General features: G+C 45.2%; 18 protein-coding genes. 11 read left to right on the top strand and 7 right to left on the bottom strand.

What is annotated here, in order from left to right; translation table 11 throughout:
* The first annotated feature begins 274 nt into the window (after positions 1-274).
* A complete protein-coding gene (locus YH65_RS05225) occupies positions 275-1,753 on the top strand; it encodes a DEAD/DEAH box helicase (protein ID WP_046550942.1) in 1,479 nt (492 codons plus the stop codon).
* 83 nt (positions 1,754-1,836) lie between these two features.
* Here the strand turns inward: YH65_RS05225 and YH65_RS05220 are convergent, their stop codons facing one another.
* On the bottom strand, positions 1,837-2,751 hold the full coding sequence (locus tag YH65_RS05220; protein WP_046552042.1) for a DUF302 domain-containing protein: 915 nt from the start codon (positions 2,749-2,751) through the stop codon (positions 1,837-1,839).
* Between the two features lie 170 nt (positions 2,752-2,921).
* On the opposite strand from YH65_RS05220, the gene YH65_RS05215 reads away from it, so the two are divergent.
* Positions 2,922-3,317, top strand: coding sequence for a rhodanese-like domain-containing protein (locus tag YH65_RS05215; RefSeq protein ID WP_046550941.1), 396 nt, complete (start codon positions 2,922-2,924; stop codon positions 3,315-3,317).
* A gap of 343 nt (positions 3,318-3,660) precedes the next feature.
* Here YH65_RS05215 and YH65_RS05210 read toward each other — a convergent pair whose 3' ends face one another.
* Complete coding sequence (locus YH65_RS05210) at positions 3,661-5,910, bottom strand: glutamine--tRNA ligase/YqeY domain fusion protein (protein ID WP_046550940.1); 2,250 nt, start codon at positions 5,908-5,910, stop codon at positions 3,661-3,663.
* Between the two features lie 163 nt (positions 5,911-6,073).
* Here YH65_RS05210 and gltX point away from each other — a divergent pair, with 163 nt between their 5' ends.
* Genes gltX through YH65_RS05195 form a run of 3 tightly spaced genes read left to right on the top strand, consistent with a single transcriptional unit; the run spans position 6,074 to position 8,924 of the window.
* Positions 6,074-7,360, top strand: a complete 1,287-nt coding sequence (gene gltX / locus YH65_RS05205) for a glutamate--tRNA ligase (protein WP_046550939.1) — start codon at positions 6,074-6,076, stop codon at positions 7,358-7,360.
* Entirely contained in the window at positions 7,357-7,632 is a 276-nt protein-coding gene (locus YH65_RS05200; RefSeq protein ID WP_011980825.1) for a YggT family protein, read from the top strand. Before gltX ends, YH65_RS05200 begins: the two co-directional genes overlap by 4 nt.
* Positions 7,633-7,637: 5 nt before the next feature.
* On the top strand, positions 7,638-8,924 hold the full coding sequence (locus tag YH65_RS05195; RefSeq protein ID WP_046550938.1) for a lytic transglycosylase domain-containing protein: 1,287 nt from the start codon (positions 7,638-7,640) through the stop codon (positions 8,922-8,924).
* Between the two features lie 6 nt (positions 8,925-8,930).
* Here the strand turns inward: YH65_RS05195 and YH65_RS05190 are convergent, their stop codons facing one another.
* Positions 8,931-9,461 (bottom strand): hypothetical protein, encoded by a 531-nt coding sequence (locus tag YH65_RS05190; RefSeq protein ID WP_046550937.1) that lies wholly within the window; start codon positions 9,459-9,461, stop codon positions 8,931-8,933.
* 296 nt (positions 9,462-9,757) lie between these two features.
* On the opposite strand from YH65_RS05190, the gene mobB reads away from it, so the two are divergent.
* Genes mobB through YH65_RS05175 form a run of 3 tightly spaced genes read left to right on the top strand, consistent with a single transcriptional unit; the run spans position 9,758 to position 11,320 of the window.
* Complete coding sequence (mobB, locus tag YH65_RS05185; RefSeq protein ID WP_179944244.1) at positions 9,758-10,255, top strand: molybdopterin-guanine dinucleotide biosynthesis protein B; 498 nt, start codon at positions 9,758-9,760, stop codon at positions 10,253-10,255.
* Between the two features lie 13 nt (positions 10,256-10,268).
* Entirely contained in the window at positions 10,269-11,123 is an 855-nt protein-coding gene (locus YH65_RS05180) for a class 1 fructose-bisphosphatase (protein WP_046550935.1), read from the top strand.
* Positions 11,123-11,320, top strand: coding sequence for a hypothetical protein (locus YH65_RS05175; protein ID WP_046550934.1), 198 nt, complete (start codon positions 11,123-11,125; stop codon positions 11,318-11,320). The genes YH65_RS05180 and YH65_RS05175 overlap by 1 nt, the downstream gene beginning before the upstream one ends.
* 9 nt (positions 11,321-11,329) lie before the next feature.
* On the opposite strand, the gene YH65_RS05170 is transcribed toward YH65_RS05175, so the two are convergent.
* The 3 genes from YH65_RS05170 to YH65_RS05160 all read right to left on the bottom strand — a co-directional run bounded on the left by YH65_RS05170 (position 11,330) and on the right by YH65_RS05160 (position 13,872).
* On the bottom strand, positions 11,330-13,036 hold the full coding sequence (locus YH65_RS05170; RefSeq protein ID WP_046550933.1) for an AMP-binding protein: 1,707 nt from the start codon (positions 13,034-13,036) through the stop codon (positions 11,330-11,332).
* 69 nt (positions 13,037-13,105) lie between these two features.
* The gene (locus YH65_RS05165; RefSeq protein WP_223156732.1) at positions 13,106-13,342 is read right to left on the bottom strand and encodes a GIY-YIG nuclease family protein; all 237 of its coding nucleotides are present in this window, start codon (positions 13,340-13,342) and stop codon (positions 13,106-13,108) included.
* A gap of 14 nt (positions 13,343-13,356) precedes the next feature.
* Positions 13,357-13,872, bottom strand: coding sequence for a hypothetical protein (locus YH65_RS05160; RefSeq protein ID WP_046550931.1), 516 nt, complete (start codon positions 13,870-13,872; stop codon positions 13,357-13,359).
* Positions 13,873-14,036: 164 nt separating this feature from the next.
* Between YH65_RS05160 and metG the strand changes: the two genes are divergently transcribed.
* Together metG and YH65_RS05150 are read left to right on the top strand one after the other, a co-directional pair.
* On the top strand, positions 14,037-15,986 hold the full coding sequence (gene metG / locus YH65_RS05155) for a methionine--tRNA ligase (protein WP_046550930.1): 1,950 nt from the start codon (positions 14,037-14,039) through the stop codon (positions 15,984-15,986).
* Complete coding sequence (locus tag YH65_RS05150) at positions 15,986-16,966, top strand: hypothetical protein (protein ID WP_046550929.1); 981 nt, start codon at positions 15,986-15,988, stop codon at positions 16,964-16,966. The genes metG and YH65_RS05150 overlap by 1 nt, the downstream gene beginning before the upstream one ends.
* Before the next feature lie 29 nt (positions 16,967-16,995).
* Here the strand turns inward: YH65_RS05150 and YH65_RS05145 are convergent, their stop codons facing one another.
* Positions 16,996-17,634 (bottom strand): class I SAM-dependent methyltransferase, encoded by a 639-nt coding sequence (locus YH65_RS05145; RefSeq protein WP_046550928.1) that lies wholly within the window; start codon positions 17,632-17,634, stop codon positions 16,996-16,998.
* A gap of 257 nt (positions 17,635-17,891) precedes the next feature.
* Here YH65_RS05145 and YH65_RS05140 point away from each other — a divergent pair, with 257 nt between their 5' ends.
* A complete protein-coding gene (locus YH65_RS05140; RefSeq protein ID WP_046550927.1) occupies positions 17,892-18,071 on the top strand; it encodes a hypothetical protein in 180 nt (59 codons plus the stop codon).
* Positions 18,072-18,288: the final 217 nt, after the last annotated feature.

Genomic DNA, 18,288 nt, shown 5'->3' with positions numbered 1-18,288 from the left:
TCATATTTTTTTCAATTTTGGGAAAAATCGTTCTCTCCCTATCTTTTTACTGATAAACCTGCTATAATTGCGAACTTTTCTGCAAGAGAGTATCAAACTCCTTATTCGAGATACGACATATCTCCTCTATTTTCCACGAACAAAAGCGTGTGACACAAAGTTTGGTATCGGTTGCATGAAACAGGGTTTTAGGCCTTATGTACCATATGAAACAAACTTCCTATGCATCGCAAGACAACTACAACACCGACCATTTTAACACAAAGACATACACATGAAATTTACAGATTTTAACCTCAAAGACACCATTCAGGCTGCCGTAGCGGAAGCCGGATTCAAAGAACCAAGCCCCGTACAGAAAGACGCCATTCCTCTCGTTCTCGAAGGGCATGACATGATCGCACAGGCACAGACAGGTACAGGAAAGACCGCTGCATTCGGCCTGCCTATCATGAGCATGATGAAAGCGGACGGTTCTGTTGAAGGCCTCGTCATCGTCCCAACACGTGAACTTGCCATGCAGGTGAGCGACGAACTTTTCCGTTTCGGAAAACTCTCGGGACTCAAAACGGCTACCGTTTACGGCGGTACAGCTTACGGTAAGCAGATCGAGCGTATCAAGCAGGCATCCATTGTGGTTGCGACCCCGGGTAGACTGCAGGACCTTCTGATGAGTGGCAAGATCAAGCTCAACCCACATTTCGTCGTTCTCGATGAAGCAGATGAAATGCTCGACATGGGTTTCCTCGACGAGATCAAGAACATCTTCACCTTCCTCCCAAAAGAGCGTCAGACACTGATGTTCTCAGCGACCATGCCCAATGGCATCAGAAAACTTGCAGAGCAGATCCTTAACAATCCCAAAACGGTTTCCATCACAAAAAGTGAGAGTACCAACTCAAAGATCACACAGTACTACTATGTGGTTCAGGAGAGAGAAAGGGACGATGCACTTGTCAGACTCATCGACTACAAGAACCCGGAAAAATGTATCATCTTCTGCCGTATGAAAAAAGAGGTTGACAGACTCGTCGCGCACCTGACAGCCCAGGGTTTCAAGGTAAGCGGCCTTCACGGTGACATGGAACAAAAACAGAGAGAAGTAACTATCAGGGCTTTCAAACAGGGTGGCATAGACATTTTCGTGGCAACTGACGTTGCGGCACGCGGTCTGGATGTCAACGATGTCACACACGTTTTCAACTACCATATCCCGTTCGATTCCGAGTCTTACGTTCACCGTATCGGCCGTACAGGACGTGCCGGAAAAACAGGTGAGGCCATTACTTTGGTAAGCCCAAACGAACTTCGAACCATCAAACGTATCGAGAAAGATGTAGGGACAAAAATGACCACGCAAGTCATCCCTACCCGTATAGAAGTGCAGAACAACCGTAACGATGAGCTCATTGCCAAAATCGCCCAGACTCAGATCACCGACAAGGCGATCGAACTGGTCAAAACATTGCAGCATGACCTCGATATCGTAACCATTGCACACCTGCTGGCCTCTATGGTACAGTCGGAGATCTCCGTCAAAGGAAAAGACAACATCGGGCTTGGCCTTGAAGAAATCGAACTGCTCATTGAAAGAGCCATGCAGAACAGAGGCGGCGGTGGTGGCGGCCGTAACCGTGGACGCAGCGGATACCGTGGTAACAACAAAAGAAGGTCCGGCGGCGGAGACCGCAACAAACACGGACGCAACGGAAGAAGCGGACGCAACGGCGGTCAGGGAAACAACAGAGGGTAGTTCTCTTCCAAAAAAACAGTATCCTTGTTTTTGAAATATTGCAAGGGTGCATTTTTATACAACCCCTGAACCATCAGGTAAAATTATTCCGTAAGTTCTTCAAGAATATTTTTAATCTTTTCCTGGGTTTCTTTAACAGCCTTCACAGTCTCTTTATCGGTAATATCAAGATCAGTAATCCAGTTATCGATAGAGGGGTATGCTATATGTACGGTATCATCACCTTTTTTCTTGTAAATAACAAGTGAAAAAGGCGCATATGCTCCGGCATCCGGATGATTTTTATATACGGGATAGATCGCATTGAATCTGATGATCGAATAGGTATCGAAGAAGTCATAATTGTCATGTTTCAGTTTATACGACTTTGGTATCAGGAATCCGACCGGTCCCAATTCACTTTCAAACTCCTCTTCAAAGCTCTCTTTGGCATCTGTGATGGTATCACCGTCTTCAACTTCAAATTCTGTTGTAAACACGGTAACCAGCGGCTTTGAAGATTTGAGAGTGTGGTTTACCGGTAAATACTTGCCCTTTGGCAATGCTTTGTGAAGTGCTGCATCCACCGACTTGGCATAGGCTGTCAAATCAGGATCTGTCATAGGGATCTTCGTGATTCTGGACATGCCTGCCAGTGACAAGGTAGCGATATTGATAGTCTTATCATCTTCATAAATTGACATCGATAAAGGTGTTATCAAACCGATTGTTGGATATTTTTTCATCAGCTTTGTAACCCGTGCTGGATTGGTAAAGATCGCCAGGTTGTAGTTTTTATGATACACCTTGCCATATCTTTTTGAAAAAATAGAATTCATGTCGTTATTGACATCGACAATAACACCACTGTCGTTAAAAGCTTTTTCTATGCTCTTGGCGTTGATCGAGCCATTTGAGTTGTCTGTACTGAATATTTGAATATTCTGGTTTTCTGCTGCAAAAATATTTGCTCCCAGTACTAAAAATGCACCTATAAAGACCTTTAAAATCTTTCCCATGTTTGTCCTTTTGAATTGAAGTGAAGATATTATATCCTCTTTATTATTACGCTCTATCAACGTTTCATAAAATATAATAAACATCAAAAACTTCCTAAATGCGACTTTTGTTACATTTTCATTAACTGTAGTTATATATAATATAAGTATAAAAAATACAGGAGAGTGAAATGTCAGACAAAACAAAAGAAAAGATAGATGTAATTATTGAACTTAATAAAGGAAAAGAGAATCTTGGAATGGTGAATCTTCATCAGACCAGAGAACTCTTGATGGATGCAGGAGCGATACTGCTCGATGTACGCCCACCGGCAAAAGTAAACGGTGAGAATGCGCAGGAAGCAAACATTGCCAATACGTACTATACACCTTACCCTGAATTTGCGAGTTATCTTGATGAACTGCCGTCAGAGCATACCAACCCGATCGTCATCGCCTGTGTAAAAGGATGGTTCGCCAACCGTGTGATGGGATATTTGGAAATGATGGGTTACGAGAATGTATATGTCCTAGATACCAACATTGAGGATCTCATTGAAGTGCATCATGCACATGCGGATCAATAACTGATCCGGCAAACATGTCTCCGTATCTTTTCGATACGGAACACAAGAAAATCCTTCCTAAATATAATCTTTCTGATGGGCACCTCTAATAACCCCAGATACCCATAATGGGTTTTGCAAATGTGAGATTTTGCAAGAGGCTTTCAAGTCCTAGCCAAAGCTAAGACGAAGTAAGCATCTTGTGAAAGATCGCGTTTGCAAAGCCCACCCTACGGGTACCACTAGCTTTCACCTATGCGTCGTTACTCTTTTTTGACTTAGCTACGGCTAGGCCTTCAAAAGAGTGCCTAGCCTAGACAAAAGCTAGAGATGTTATGAGCATCTGGGGTTATTAGATGTGCCCTTACTTCAGCTTTTTGGCTACAAGCTCATTCACCACTTTAGGGTTTGCTTTTCCCCCTGTGCTTTTGAGTACCTGCCCCACAAAAAAGCCTAACAGCTTGGTGTTCCCGGCTTTGAATTTGGCGACATTGTCCGGATTTTTTGCCATGACCTCTTCAATGATAGGCAGAATTTGAGCAGGATCACTGATCTGCACAAGGCCTTTTTCTTCGACAATCTTTTCAGGATCCTTTCCGGAAACTGTCATCTCCTCAAAAACCTGTTTTGCGATTTTGCTTGAGATTGTCCCTTCTTCAACCATTTTCACAAGCCCTGCAATCTGCTTTGGTGTAAATTTCAGCGCATCGATCTCTTTTTCCTTCAGCTCCCTGGCAACCTCATTGGCCACGATATTTGCAAGTGATACAGGACTCTGAAGCACAGAAAGTGCTTCTTCATAGAAATGGGAGAGTTTCTCGTCACGGGCCAGTGTATTGGCCACTTCGGTGCCCAGTTTCAATTCATCTGTGTACTTGTCAAAGCGTGCCTGCTCGGCTTCGTTCATTGGAGCTACTTCACCGTCTATCTGCACTTTTTTGGGTTGAGGCTTGGGTGCTTTTTCAGGGGCTTTTCTCTTTTTGCTCCAGGAGTCCTTAAGCGCGACGATCTTGTTGAACACTGGGTGCTCATCACTGTAGTCGACAGGGTCGGCATAAAAATAGCCCTGTCTTTCGAACTGGAACCTTTCATCGGGTCTTTCAGTGATGACTGCCGGTTCGACAAGCGCATGCTCTATCACCTTCAAAGAGTCAGGGTTGAGATCTTCCATCCCTTTGGGGGCTTCTTCTTTAAAGAGCCTGTCGTAGAGTCTGACTTCCGCTTTCTTTGCACCCTTCGCATCAACCCAGTGGATCGCACTTTTGACCTTGATGCCACTGGTGTCCTGCCCGCTTTTGGAGTCGGGATGGTACTCCGCTTTGATCTCTACAACATTGCCATCGGCATCTTTCACCACCTCTTTACAGGTGATGATATAGGCATGTTTCAGTCTTACCGGCTGTTCCGGGGTGAGTCTGAAATACCCTTTTGGCGGGTTCTCGTCAAAGTCATCACGCTCAATATATATCTCTTTTGAAAAAGGCAGTTTTCTTGAAGCCTCTTTGGGTACATCATGCGGATAGTAGGAGGCATCGATCTCTTCGGAACCTTCATAGTTTTCAATGGTGACCTTCAGGGGGTCAAGCACACACATCACACGCGGCACTTTTGTATTGAGGTCGTCCCTGATGGCAAATTCAAGCTGTGCGACATCCACCGTCGAATTCGCTTTTGCGATACCTATCTGGTCGCAGAAATTCAGGATGGATTCCTTTGTATACCCTCTTCTTCTGTATCCGGCGATGGTTGGCATACGGGGATCATCCCAACCGTTGACCTTTCCTTCATTGACCAGTTCTAAAAGTTTTCTTTTGCTCATCACCGTGTAAGTGATAGCAAGTCTTGCAAATTCATACTGATAGGGACGCGGCGGTTCAAGCTCCAGCGTATCCAGAACCCAGTCATAAATAGCACGGTTGTTCTCAAACTCCAGGGTACAAAAAGAGTGCGTGATACCTTCAATATAGTCAGACAGACAGTGAGCAAAGTCATACATGGGATAGATAGACCATGTATCTCCTGTCCTGTGATGATGTACATGCCTGATACGATAGAGGAGTGGATCGCGCAGCTGCATATTGGCCGCACCCATATCGATCTTTGCACGAAGAACATGCTCTCCCTCTTTGAACTCACCATTTTTCATTCTTTCAAAAAGGTCAAGGTTCTCTTCAACACTGCGTTGGGCATATTTACTGCGTCTTCCAGGCTCTGTTACGGTCCCCCGATACTCACGTATCTCCTCTTCGTTCAGGCTGTCGACATATGCCTTGCCCATTTTAATGAGTTGAACGGCATAGTCATACAACCTGGGGAAATAGTCGGAGGTATGGCGTATCCCGTCATCCCACTCGAAGCCGAGCCAATGTACGGCATCCTTGAGAGCTTCAACATACCTGGTATCTTCTGTGATCGGATTGGTATCATCCATTCTGAGGTTGCAGCGTCCATGATAGTCACGCGCAATACCAAAGTTTATAACGATAGATTTAGCGTGTCCGATATGAGGGAAACCATTGGGCTCGGGAGGAAATCTTGTATGAACCTCTTGAAACTTGCCTGATGCCAGGTCCTCTTCCACTATGGTACGTAAAAAATCTTTGCTCTCATTCATTCTTGCCAACCTTTATTTAAAAGCTGTATTTTATCGAATTAGAGCTTATGCATCTTGTAAGCTACGGATATTTTGGAAGTGGAGGGCATTTCTAATAATAAACTCACTATAATAACAGCCATAATAAAGGTGCTATAAAGTCACGACTTTTGGAGTAAGATGAATGCTTAGATTTGCCCCGTCACCTACGGGTGACATGCGTACAGAACAGCTGCGTATAGCGATATTCAACTACATCGTGGCCAAACAGAAAGAAACCAACTTCATCGTGCGTATTGAAGATACAGACAAAGAGCGCAATATTACAGGAAAAGATACCGAGATCCTGCAGATATTGGAAAAGTTCGCTATCACACACGATTCGGTCTTTCATCAGAGCGAACATCTCAACATCCACCAGACCCTTGCCATCAGATTGCTCGAAGAGGGAAAGGCCTTTGTCTGTACCTGTACACCCGAAGCGCTTGAATCAGACAAGACACCATCCCGTTACAATGGAAAGTGTTTTGATGTCGACAAAGAGGAACTTAAAAGGCTCAAATCGCAGAAGCTCCCTTTTGTCATCCGTCTAAAAAAGCCCGAAGATGATATTGTCATCTATGACCTCTACAAAGGCGAGAGCATCACTCCTGCAGATGAAGTGGACTCCTTTGTCATTCTGAGAGCAGACGCTACACCGACCGAGAATTTCGCTTCGGCCTGTGACGATATGCTCTCGGGTATCGACTTCATCATCCGCAGCGAGGAGCACCTCCACGAGACACCAAAGCAGGAATATATCAAAAAGCAGCTTGGCTACAAGGAAGAGACGACTTACGCTCACCTGCCCATCATTCTCAACGAAGAGGGCCAAAAGATGAGCGAAAGTGACAATGCTTTTACAGTCAAATGGCTCTTTGAAGAAGGTTACATCCCCGATGCCATCGCCAACTACCTCATTTTGCCGGGCAACACCACACCTACTGATATCTTTACCCTGCCTGAGGCGATCAAGTGGTTCGACATCAGCAAACTCTCCGGATCGCCAGTAAAATTCGATATTGAAGAATTGCGTCTTCTAAACCGTAAACACCTTGAAAGGATAGACGATAAAAGACTCTCCTCACTCTTCGGGTTCGCCGATGCAGATATCGGGAAACTGGCCAAACTCTACATGAAAGAGGCTGCCACCATCAATGAACTTGATGCCAGGATCAAAGCAATCTTCTCGCCAAAGGACTTTGACGGAAAGTGGGGAGAGCAGATGCGTATACTCGAAAAGATCATCGCAGAGGCGCCGATGTTCGCTACTTTTGAGGCGTTCGAATCCCACCTCATGAAAGAGAGCGGCCTGAGTGGCGAGCACTTCTCCAAACCGCTCAGAGTACTGCTGACCGGTGCCGAACAGGGCCCTGAGCTGAGCGACATTTACCCATACATCAAATCTTATCTACTGGAGGTAGCATCATGAATGCACTTATCTATTCTATCGTACAACTGATCCATACGGTGATCAATCTCTATATCTGGATCGTCATTATCGCCGCACTACTGAGTTTCGTACGGCCCGACCCTAGAAATCCGATCGTTCAGATCCTTTACAGACTGACAGAACCGGTCTATGATGTTCTTCGCAGGAAAATGCCGTTTTTGATCATTGGCGGGATTGACCTCTCTCCTCTTGTCATTATCCTCGGACTGCAATTCATCGATACCTTCATGATGCGCGCATTGCTGGGATAGAATAAATGTTCAAGACACTGCTTTCGATACTTGTTATCCTGTTGGCACTGGGAACCACTTCTATCGAAGCAAAGACATTTTCCTATTCCCAGGTACACAATATGCCAAGAAGTGTGGAAAAGGACTACTATATCTGGCGTTTCCTCCAACAGAGAAGCACAACTGCTTCACAGGCGCGTGCCATCATCAAAGATGTAGACAATATCAACAAAAAACTGCGTATCGCCTACAAGAAGAAAACCGGTGCCAATCCACCGAACATCACGCATAAACCCTATGTCACAGAACAGCAGGTAGAGGACTGGAAACACCAGGCAGAGGGGAACAGGCTCTTCGATGCAGGTATCAAACAGGTCCAGCGGAAAAAACTTCAAAAAGCGATCACCTATTTTCATAAAGCACACGATGTTTACCTGAAACGCTGGGAGAAGGACAAGTCACTTTTCTGGCTCTATCTGCTGACCAAGGAGAAGAAATACCTTTATAAGATCAAACGGAACAGTACCCACATCAATATGTACACCCTGCTTGCAGCAGACATCACACACAGCCAATACCCCAAAAGTATCATTACGCCCCGCGTCAGTAAAAAAAGTGTAAGCAATATCGATGTGACCAACCCTATCCACTGGGCAAAGCTTAAGATCAAGGTAAAGAAACCCAATGCCGATCTTGAAGCCCTTGCCGAAGACTGCGAATCTCAGGCAACCATCGGAATGAATACTTATATCAAGGCCAAGGCATGCAACTACAGAAAATCCTATTTTCCCATGCCTTACCGGTCTGCTATGCAAGGCTACCCTGTAGAGCGCCAGGCGCTTATTTATTCCATTGCCAGACAGGAGAGCCGTTTCGTTCCCGCATCGGTATCAAGATCCTTTGCGCTGGGAATGATGCAGTTCATGCCTTTCCTCATTGACCACATCGCCAAGCAGAAGGGAATACGCATGGACTATGACGACATGTTCGATCCCATCGTCGCCATCCGTTTTGCCGACTATCATCTGAACTATCTTAACAAATACCTTTACCATCCTCTCTTTGTCGCCTACGCCTACAACGGCGGTATCGGGTTTACCAAGAAGCTGATCAAAAATCGGAATTATTTCAGGAACGGTCCTTTTGAGCCTTACCTGAGTATGGAGAAAATGACCAATGTGCAAGCACGGGAATATGGAAAACGTGTACTGACGAACTACGTCATCTATATGAACAAGCTGGGGAAATCCACCAGATTGCTGCCATACATAAAATCATTGACCGATCCCTCTAAAACAGATAAATTTAGATGATCCGTTCTAAAAAGCTTCTTTGGTAAAGACATACTTTGCCTTCTTGGCGAAGTGAAGTTTTTTCACCCCATAGGTCTCACTGTTGAATACCAGGTCGAACTTCATGCTCAAAGTGTAAGGGAAGACCACTTCAAAGTAATCACCCCAGTCTGTAATGAACGGGATATTTTTTAAACGTTTATCTGCTTTCTTGAGTATTTTTACGCTTTTGGGCGTTTCACCATTCAGTGTCAGATTGAAGTCTCCGGCAGTAAAACGTGCTACCTCTTCATCTTCCATATAAAGTCCGATAATAAAAACTTCATCTCTTTTGTCCTTCTCTTTGGGCACATCGGTCTGCGAATAAAGGTAGGTAGCCGTCAGCAGGACCTTGGTCTCATTAGCATCGTAAAGTTGAGCTTTTTCCGTATGTAGCAGCTTTTTGTAATACACTTTCTCTTTGTTGTAGACCTGCAGGAGCGCCTTCTCCTCTTTGGAGCTGCATCCGCCAAGAAGAAGGGAGAAGAGACAGAATGCCATTACAGTTTCTCTATGCATACTTCTCCCCCCTTTTAATAATAAGGAGTTTAACATACATTCAATAAAGATTTAAGTATAATTCTTTCAATTAATCAACCCGGATGATTTAACCCGGATTATGCATTAGAATTACTTGAAATCTGCCAAATGCTTGTACTGTGGGTATTTGCGGAAAACTTGAGGTGCACCCGTAGGTGCATTGATTGTTTCTCCGTAAGTGCCCACGGTACAATGGTTTGCGTAGCGTTCTGTAATTTCTCATGCATAATCAGGGTTTAAAATATCGCTCTAAATCCGGGATAAAGGTTTTATCCGTGAATAAAAGAGTAGCCGTAGCATTCACCGGTCCTTCAGGGAGCGGGAAAACGACACTGGTGGAGAAAGTCTCAAGAGAACTCATCAAGACACAGAAGGTCGCTATCATCAAAAATGATCCCAAGAGCAAGGCCGTCTTCGATGTGGAAGGAAAAGACAGTTACAAGTTCTATCAGACCGGTGCGGAAGTGGTCGTTACATCTCCTACCCGTACTACCTACTTCTCACAGAGAGAGAAAAGTCTTGATGAGATCGTTGCCATGATCAATGAATTCGACATATTGCTTGTTGAGGGACTCAAAACACTGCCACTGCCGCGTATCGCCATTTTCAGGAATAAGATCGATAAGGACTACTTTGACTGCTCCGAAGCTATCGCCATCGACCACACCGTAAACCCTGCAGACTATACGATACCCAGTAACATTGACATTCTCGACCTGAACAACCTTGAACAGATCATTGACTGGATCAAGAACAACGCCACCACCATATAAAAGAGGTACACTCATGCTTACAATTTTTGAAACCATTGAAATGATCGCATTCAAGATCGACCACGCCATCAAGACCGAAGATCTCGGCTACTCCCAAAGCGAGAACTCTTCAGGAGAGGACCAGCTCAAGCTCGACGTCAAGAGCGACTACATCATCGAAGAGGCATTTAGGTCGGTCTCTCTGGTCAAAGACCTGATCAGCGAGGAAAAAGAAGGGGTAATGCCACTGCACAACGACGGAAAGTATACTGTCTGCTACGATCCGCTTGACGGTTCGAGCCTTGCAGATGTCAATCTCTCTGTAGGTTCCATCTTCGGGATATACGATGGCGAACCCAAAGGTGAGAACCTTGTGGCATCTGCCTACGTGGTCTACGGACCGCGCATCGAGATCATGCGTGCCGTCAAAGGTGAGAGGCCAAAGCACTACCGTGCACAGGACGGTTTTTTCAACCTAGTGTCCAAAGAAGTTGTGCTCAAAGAAAAAGGAAAGCTCAACGCTCCCGGGGGCACCCAGCAGAACTGGTGCGACTATCACAAGAATTTTGTGGACGATCTCTTTGCCGAAGGTTACAGGCTGCGCTATTCGGGAGGCATGGTCCCTGACCTGCACCAGATCCTGCTCAAAGGCGGCGGACTCTTCTCCTACCCAGGTACATCGGACAAACCTCATGGCAAACTCAGACAGCTCTTCGAAGTGATCCCTTTTGCTTTCATCTATGAGCAGGCAGGCGGCCAGGCGATCGATGCTAAAGGGAAAAGGCTTATGGAACTCGTCCCTGCACATCCGCATGACACCAGTCCATGCTTCTTTGGATCCAATTATGAGATCGAAGCACTTAAAAAAGCGTATGGGATTAAAAACTGATGTCCGATACAGTTCTCGATGAATGGCAGATTGCCCTCAAGCAGAAAAAAACGGAGCTTGAGAAGTGCCAGAAGGAACATCATGTAGAGAGCTGCCTAAAGTGTGAAAAACTGCTTAATTGCGAAATGAGAGAGACGTATGTCAAAGCGGTCTACGACAGCATGAGCAAAGGCAAAGGCGGAGGATTTGAATTCTAACCCTCTTCCCTATACATAGAGATAACGCTTGATCTTTTTCGTCGGTGTCTTGACAAAAGGCTCCTTCTGTTCTATCACTCTTCTGAGACGGGAGAAAGATGACACTTTCTCATTGACCTCTTTGCGTATCTCTTCAAGTACGTTTGCCACCTCTTTGTGTACCTCAGTTTCGGATTTCTTTTTGACACCCAGTTCTTCGTCAAGTTTGTCATAATCCAGATTGATACGTGCACTTAAAATGCCGTTGTCATCAAAAACCAGTGAATCGGCTACAAAACTATTGGCATTGATGAACGCTTCTATCTGTTCAGGGTAGATATTTTCTCCGCTTGGCCCTACAATGATATTCTTGGCACGCCCACTCATGAAGAAGTACCCGTCACTGTCTATATAGCCAATATCCTCTGTATTGAACCATCCATTCTCATCCATCACTTCAGCCGTCTTCTCCGGATCTTTGTAGTACCCCTTCATTACAATAGGGCCTTTTGCCCATAGTGTTCCTATACCTTCGGCATTCTCGTCTCTCAGCTCTATTTCAACACCGGGGACCACCGGACCGATTGCTTTGTATTTTGTCTTTTCAGGGTTGGTACCTGCAAGGAAAGGCGAGGTTTCGGTCAATCCATACCCGATGCAGTAGGGAAAGTTCGCTTCCCTGAGAAACTTTTCTACAAGTGGAGAGAGCCCTGCTCCTCCTATACCAAAGAAGCGCATCTCTCCACCAAAGGTCTCCATCAGTTTCTTTCCTGCGACCCTATTCAGAAGTTTACGTATGGGCGGTATGGCATAAAGTGTTTTAATGAGAAAGTTCTTTTCAAAATTGGGCTGTATCCTGTTCTTGTATATCTTTTCTATGATCAGCGGAACGGACAGCATAAAGGTCGGTCTTACCTTTGCCAGTGCTTTGACCAGTATGGTCGGTGTCGGCGGTTTTTGGATATAGTAGATCGAAGCGCCATTGAGTAGGGGGATAATCATCCCGACCGTACACTCGAAGGTATGTGCAAGCGGAAGCACGGAAAGAAAACGGTCCTCAGGAAAGATGTCCACCACATGCTGTGCTGCTGTGGCATCAAAAGTAATATTCCTGTGGGTGAGCATTACCCCTTTGGAACTCCCTGTCGTTCCAGAAGTATAAATGATCGCAGCGAGATCATCTTCTTTGATGATATGCTCTTCCTTCTCTTTTTTCTCTTTCCCAAGCCTTTCCATTGCTTTGGTGAACTGCTCTCCACCCTTTTTAAGCATTGTGTCCATCTTTGAGGGGGTAGAGAGCTTTGTCAGGATGTTCAGTTTGTCGGCTATGACCAGCAGACACATATCGGGCGGCTGTTTTTCATCCAGAAGCGTTTCAAAGAGCTTTTGGGAGATGAAAGCTGCTTTACACTCCGCATGATGTGCTATATGCATCGCTTCGGAAGTATGAAAATCGGGTAGAATAGGTACAATGACCGCTCCCATACTCACCACTGCAAAATAGATCGCCGACCAGTTGGGCATATTCTCACTGTAGAGCGCCACCCTGTCTCCCGGACGTATATCATAGGCATACAATATCTCCTGTATCTTGGAGACCTTTGCTTTAAGCGCTTCGTAGGTCATGACATTACCATCCACGAACTGGACAGCCGGACGATCGCCATACGTGTTTGTACTATATTCAAAAAGTGCTTTGAGCGTCAATTCGGGCAATTGGATGAATGGCTTGCTCATACAGGGCCTTTAAAGTTGAATTTATGCATTGCAAGTATACAAAAAATGCCTAAGAGAAGAGAGCCTCATTTAAGATTTTGTCCTCACAAGTTGAAGTTTCTCTTTTCTACTCATTTTTTTCTTTATTTCATACTCCCGTCTGGAAGCGCTACTTCTGTCGCTGTACTCTTCAGTATAAACCAGTTTCACCGGTCTTCTTGTACGGGTATACTTGGCCCCTTTGGGAGAATGGTTATGTTCTTCAAGACGGCGATCAAGATCGGTTGCGATACCTGTATAGAGCGTTCCGTCGGCACACTCGAGCATATAGACAAAATACACTATTGTCTCGGTGTATATGCATCTTCAAGCGCAAAAGGCTTGAAATAGACCCTGATTGCATCTTTGGAAATGAATATTTTGTCTGAATTCGGCTCTATCTTGAGCAGCACGTCTCTTTTCTTCATCTCTCCAAAGGTCCTGTAGTAGAGCGGTACAATTGAGGGGCGGTTGGTGAACTTCTCGCAGGTATCTACTTCAAGGAAATATTCCCGCTCCATATCTTTAAGTTTGAAATAGTTCTTGTTTCCGAATATATACACCTTTTTATTGAGAAATCGGATACGTTTCATCTCTTTGCGATGCTCGTCTCTGATACGCTTGTCGTTCAGCTCCTGCAGTATACGGTTTTTTTCTTCTTCCGTATAGGTACTTCTCTGAGATCTAGAAGGCTGTTCAAAGCGCTGCCGCTCCAGCCTTTCACGATTGAGTCTATCAAGAATGAACTTTTTTTCCTCTTCACTATAGATCTCTTTCTTTTCGATGTTCTCTATATGAGATTTATCCTGATGATCCATACTTTTTCCTTGCTCTGCATTATTCTTATAATTATAATATAATTTAATAAATCCGTAGCATACCCATGTCACAGCACAATTTCGCTAATATATCTCCTATAATTTTACACCACTGTGTAACAATAATAAATACAATAAACTCATTTGTTTAAGGATTATATTTCATGTCATCATCTTGCCACAAAGCATACATCACCACCCCCATCTACTATGTCAACGACATTGCCCACATCGGTCATGCCTACACAACCATCATCGCAGACACACTTGCGCGATACTCCCGCATGAGCGGTCTGGATACTTTCTTTCTTACCGGAACGGACGAACACGGACAGAAAATAGAGGAATCCGCCAAAGCCAGAGGCAAAACGTCACAGGAGTATGCAGACGAGATCTCCGCGACTTTCAAAAATCTTTGGGACGATTTTGGTATCTCCTACGACAAGTTCATCAGAACGACCGATGCAGACCATATGAAAGGCGTTCAGAAAGCTTTCAAGGTCATGTACGACAACGGTGACATCTACAAAGATGTCTACAAAGGCCACTACTGTATCTCCTGTGAGACCTTTTTCCCGGAGTCTCAGCTGGTAGACGGTGAATTCTGTCCGGAATGCGGCAAACCCACAACCATTGTGGAAGAAGAGAGCTATTTCTTTAAACTCTCTGCCTACCAGGACAAACTGCTTGCATGGTACAACGACAATCCCGACTGTATCCTTCCTAAAAGCAAACGGAACGAAGTGATCCGTTTTGTCGAAGGCGGTCTTGAAGACCTCTCCATCACCAGAACCTCTTTCGACTGGGGTGTCAAGCTTCCCGAAGAGCTCAATGATCCCAAGCATGTTATGTATGTATGGCTTGATGCACTGATGAACTATGTGACCGCTCTGGGTTACGGTACAGATGAGGCCAAAATGGATTTCTGGCCGGCACGTGTACACCTTATAGGAAAAGACATCCTGCGTTTTCATGCTATCTACTGGCCGGCATTCCTGATGAGTCTTGGCCTTGAAATGCCCAAGCACATCGCGGCACACGGCTGGTGGACGCGTGACGGAGAGAAGATGAGCAAGTCCAAAGGCAACGTCGTCAACCCCAGAGAAGTGGCAGATGCCTACGGACTGGACAACTTCCGTTACTTCATGCTGAGAGAAGTCCCCTTCGGCGGTGACGGCGACTTCTCACAGAAAGCACTCATCGACCGTATCAACTCCGATCTGGGAAATGACCTGGGCAACCTGCTCAACCGTCTCATCGGTATGAGCGGCAAATACTTCGAAGGCAGGGTAGATTCTGCCAATGTGTCCAAATACTACCAGACCGAACTCGATGAAGTATCTGCTTCACTGGAAAAACTTGAACCGCTGCTTTTTGATATGCAGATACACCGTTATCTTGAAGAACTCTGGAGACCGCTGAGCGTTGCCAACAAAGCTATCGACAAATATCAGCCATGGACGCTCATGAAAGAAGGCAGAGAAGAGGAAGCAATGGCACTCAACGGCCTCATTGCAAACATCCTTGCCAAAGTATCGGTCATGCTCTACCCTGTCATGCCGGTGATCTGCCCGAAGATCGCAACTGCTCTGAGCTTCAGCATCGACAATGCAAGCTGGCACAGTCTGATCAAAGAGAAGAAACTGCTGGAGACCTTTACCATCGAAAAGATCCCGCCACTCTTCCCTCGTGTCGAAGAACCGCTGCTTAAGCAGGCTATTCCTGAAGATACAAAAACCGAAAAGAAAAAAGAGACCAAAAAAGAGGAGAAGAAGGACGAAGGTGTTGCTCTCATAGGCATCGACCAGTTCTTCCAGACCTCACTGAAAGTTGGTACCGTTGTAGCGGCTGAAGAGGTACCCAAGAGTAAAAAACTGCTCCTGCTCCAGGTCGACATCGGTGAAGAGACGCCGAGACAGGTCGTGGCAGGTATCAAAGAGTGGTACTCTGCAGACGACATGCTGGGCACACAGGTTTGTGTCGTAGCAAACCTTAAACCGGCTAAGCTCATGGGCCTAAAAAGTGAAGGCATGCTTCTTGCGGCCAAAGACGAGAACGGACTGTGCATGATCCGTCCTGAAAAACCTAAAACACCGGGGACACCGATCAGCTGATGAAAATAGAAGATATTGTAAACCTCACAGAGGGAACCCTTGCCAATACACCAAAAGTCCAGGCCATAGAGGCAGCGACCGTTTACCCTTCCAAAGTGGAACACGGTGACCTTTTCTTCTCCTCCAAGCAGGAAGAGATAGACAAAGCCGTCGAGAACGGTGCCTATGCCATCATCTACGATGACGACAGCATCGAGAGGAAGGATGACGAGATCGCCTGGATCAAAGTTTCCGACATCCAGCTGGCCGCTTTCAAGCTTATCCGCTATGTGATCATCAAGAAGGAGGCAAAATTTTTCCTGCTCAATGAGCATGAAATGTCTTTTCTGAAAATGATACTCACACACAAAGGGAATATTTCTTTCATCGCCAACGACTGGCGCAAGGCTTTCGAGCAGATACTAAACTCCGACGATGCCCTTTTCGTAGGTACGGACAAAGAGCTGATGAAACTCATCAAGCCGGACATCAAAAGACTTGAAAGGGACGTAGAGGGCTATCCGGTCTTTGACACCCTCTTCAGAACGACCTTCAAGGTCGGCGGCTATGTCTATCAGGAGAAAGAACTCATTCCTTTCCACCTTGACCATCTCCTCCGCGTGGTTGCATTCTGTGAAGCCGAAGACCTTCCCTACTCGCTGGACCGCCTCAAGTACACCAAACATTTCATACCAGTCTTCATAGATGGACAGCTCAAAAGCACACAGGCAGGCAAAAGCGACAAGGTGGCCATTTTCACGGACAACATAGAAGACATCGTGGAAGCCAGGGAATACATCAAGCGAAGCAACACCTGGGTCAAAGGAATTGTACTCACCCCGCCCAAGACCAAAGTACCGGGAATCGACCGTCCTCACTGGTTCGAGAGTGAAGAAGAGGTCAGGGAAATTCTCAAAAGTACCCTCTTCAACTATGCTTTCATCTACAATGCGGACAAAAGCATCCTTAACACGATCAAGGAAGAGTACAGCCTCTTTTAACGCTTCTTGTGTGGGGGGATTTATCTTCCCTACGCTTTCCTTATCACAACCATATTCTTCCCATTATCACCTACAAATTCACAACCATACATTTCTGCCAATACCCTGAACGTTTTCGCCCTGAAAAAAACGATATGCGTCGGGTCCTGATGGTAATACCACTTTTTAAATGCCGTTTCATCATTGGGATGGAACTGTGTCTGAAGCGCAAGATATCCACCATCTTCAAGCCTCTCAAGAAGTGAATAAAATACTTCTTTTGGCTGATGTAAATGCTCAAAAACTTCCGTAGATACAATAAGTTCATATTTTTTACTATTATCAAGATTAGCCGGATGATACAGAGGATCGTAGTAATCACCGTGTACCCCCTTCTCTTCCAGAAGCGACGCCAGAAGCGTGCTTCTGCCACAGCCGAAATCAAGTGCCGTTTTCGGTGTACCGACCAGTGGCAGCACAAAGTTAAGAAAACGTTGAAAGTAAGCCCTGTAGCCTGGATGGTCCTCATCGTTCTCATGCAGGTCGTAACGGCTTTTCTGTTCTTCTATACTCTGGTAACACTCAGAAGACTTGAAAATATATTCGCAGGATTTACAGTGGCAGTATGTAATCTTTGTCTTTTCATCCACAAAGCACTCTGCAGGTTTGTTGCAAATATGACAGGTCATTGTTCACTCCTTTGTGTGTGCTATGGTACAGTGTGCTTGATTAAAGCTACATATCCCGTACTTGACAATAAAAATATAATTAAGGTATGCTTTCTATACATATAAGGCAGTTAAGGCAGTCCATCATAAAAGTATGGATTGAGGAAAGACTAAAAGAAGAAGTTAGAAATGCACGCAAGTTAATAACCATAGTAGCCAATAAGAAAAAAAGGTAGCGAGTTTAGCAAAAATTGGAATCAACGAGAAAAAGGTTTTCCATGCAGAAAAAAGAACCAAAAACCTGTGTAAAATGCGGGGAGCATTACTTCGGTGACCACTGTATAGGCTGTCACAGCAACCAGTATGCCCACTACAATGCAGATACTCCGATTAAAACCAAAATACTGATAGCCTTTACTTTTTTGATTATTATCGGACTTATCCTGCTCAACAGGTGACTGATGCCCCTATTTCTCGACGATATCTATTACTCCTCCGGCAAATAACACCACATAGCAACAACCATACATTCATAAAACCCAAATCTCGAAATAGAATTCTTGTAATCTTTGCCATGCTCGTGTCCATGGGGTTTGTTTTCATGTTTGAGGCGCACCCGTAGGTGCGGTGATGAATATGAAGCAAAGTCCATGGATGCGATGATGGCGAGAAGTG

It is taken from the genome of Sulfurovum lithotrophicum, from assembly GCF_000987835.1.
In the GTDB taxonomy this organism is placed as follows: Bacteria; Campylobacterota; Campylobacteria; order Campylobacterales; family Sulfurovaceae; genus Sulfurovum; species Sulfurovum lithotrophicum.
Note: the sequence above shows the minus strand (reverse complement) of the source record. Positions and strands in the feature narration are given on the sequence as shown.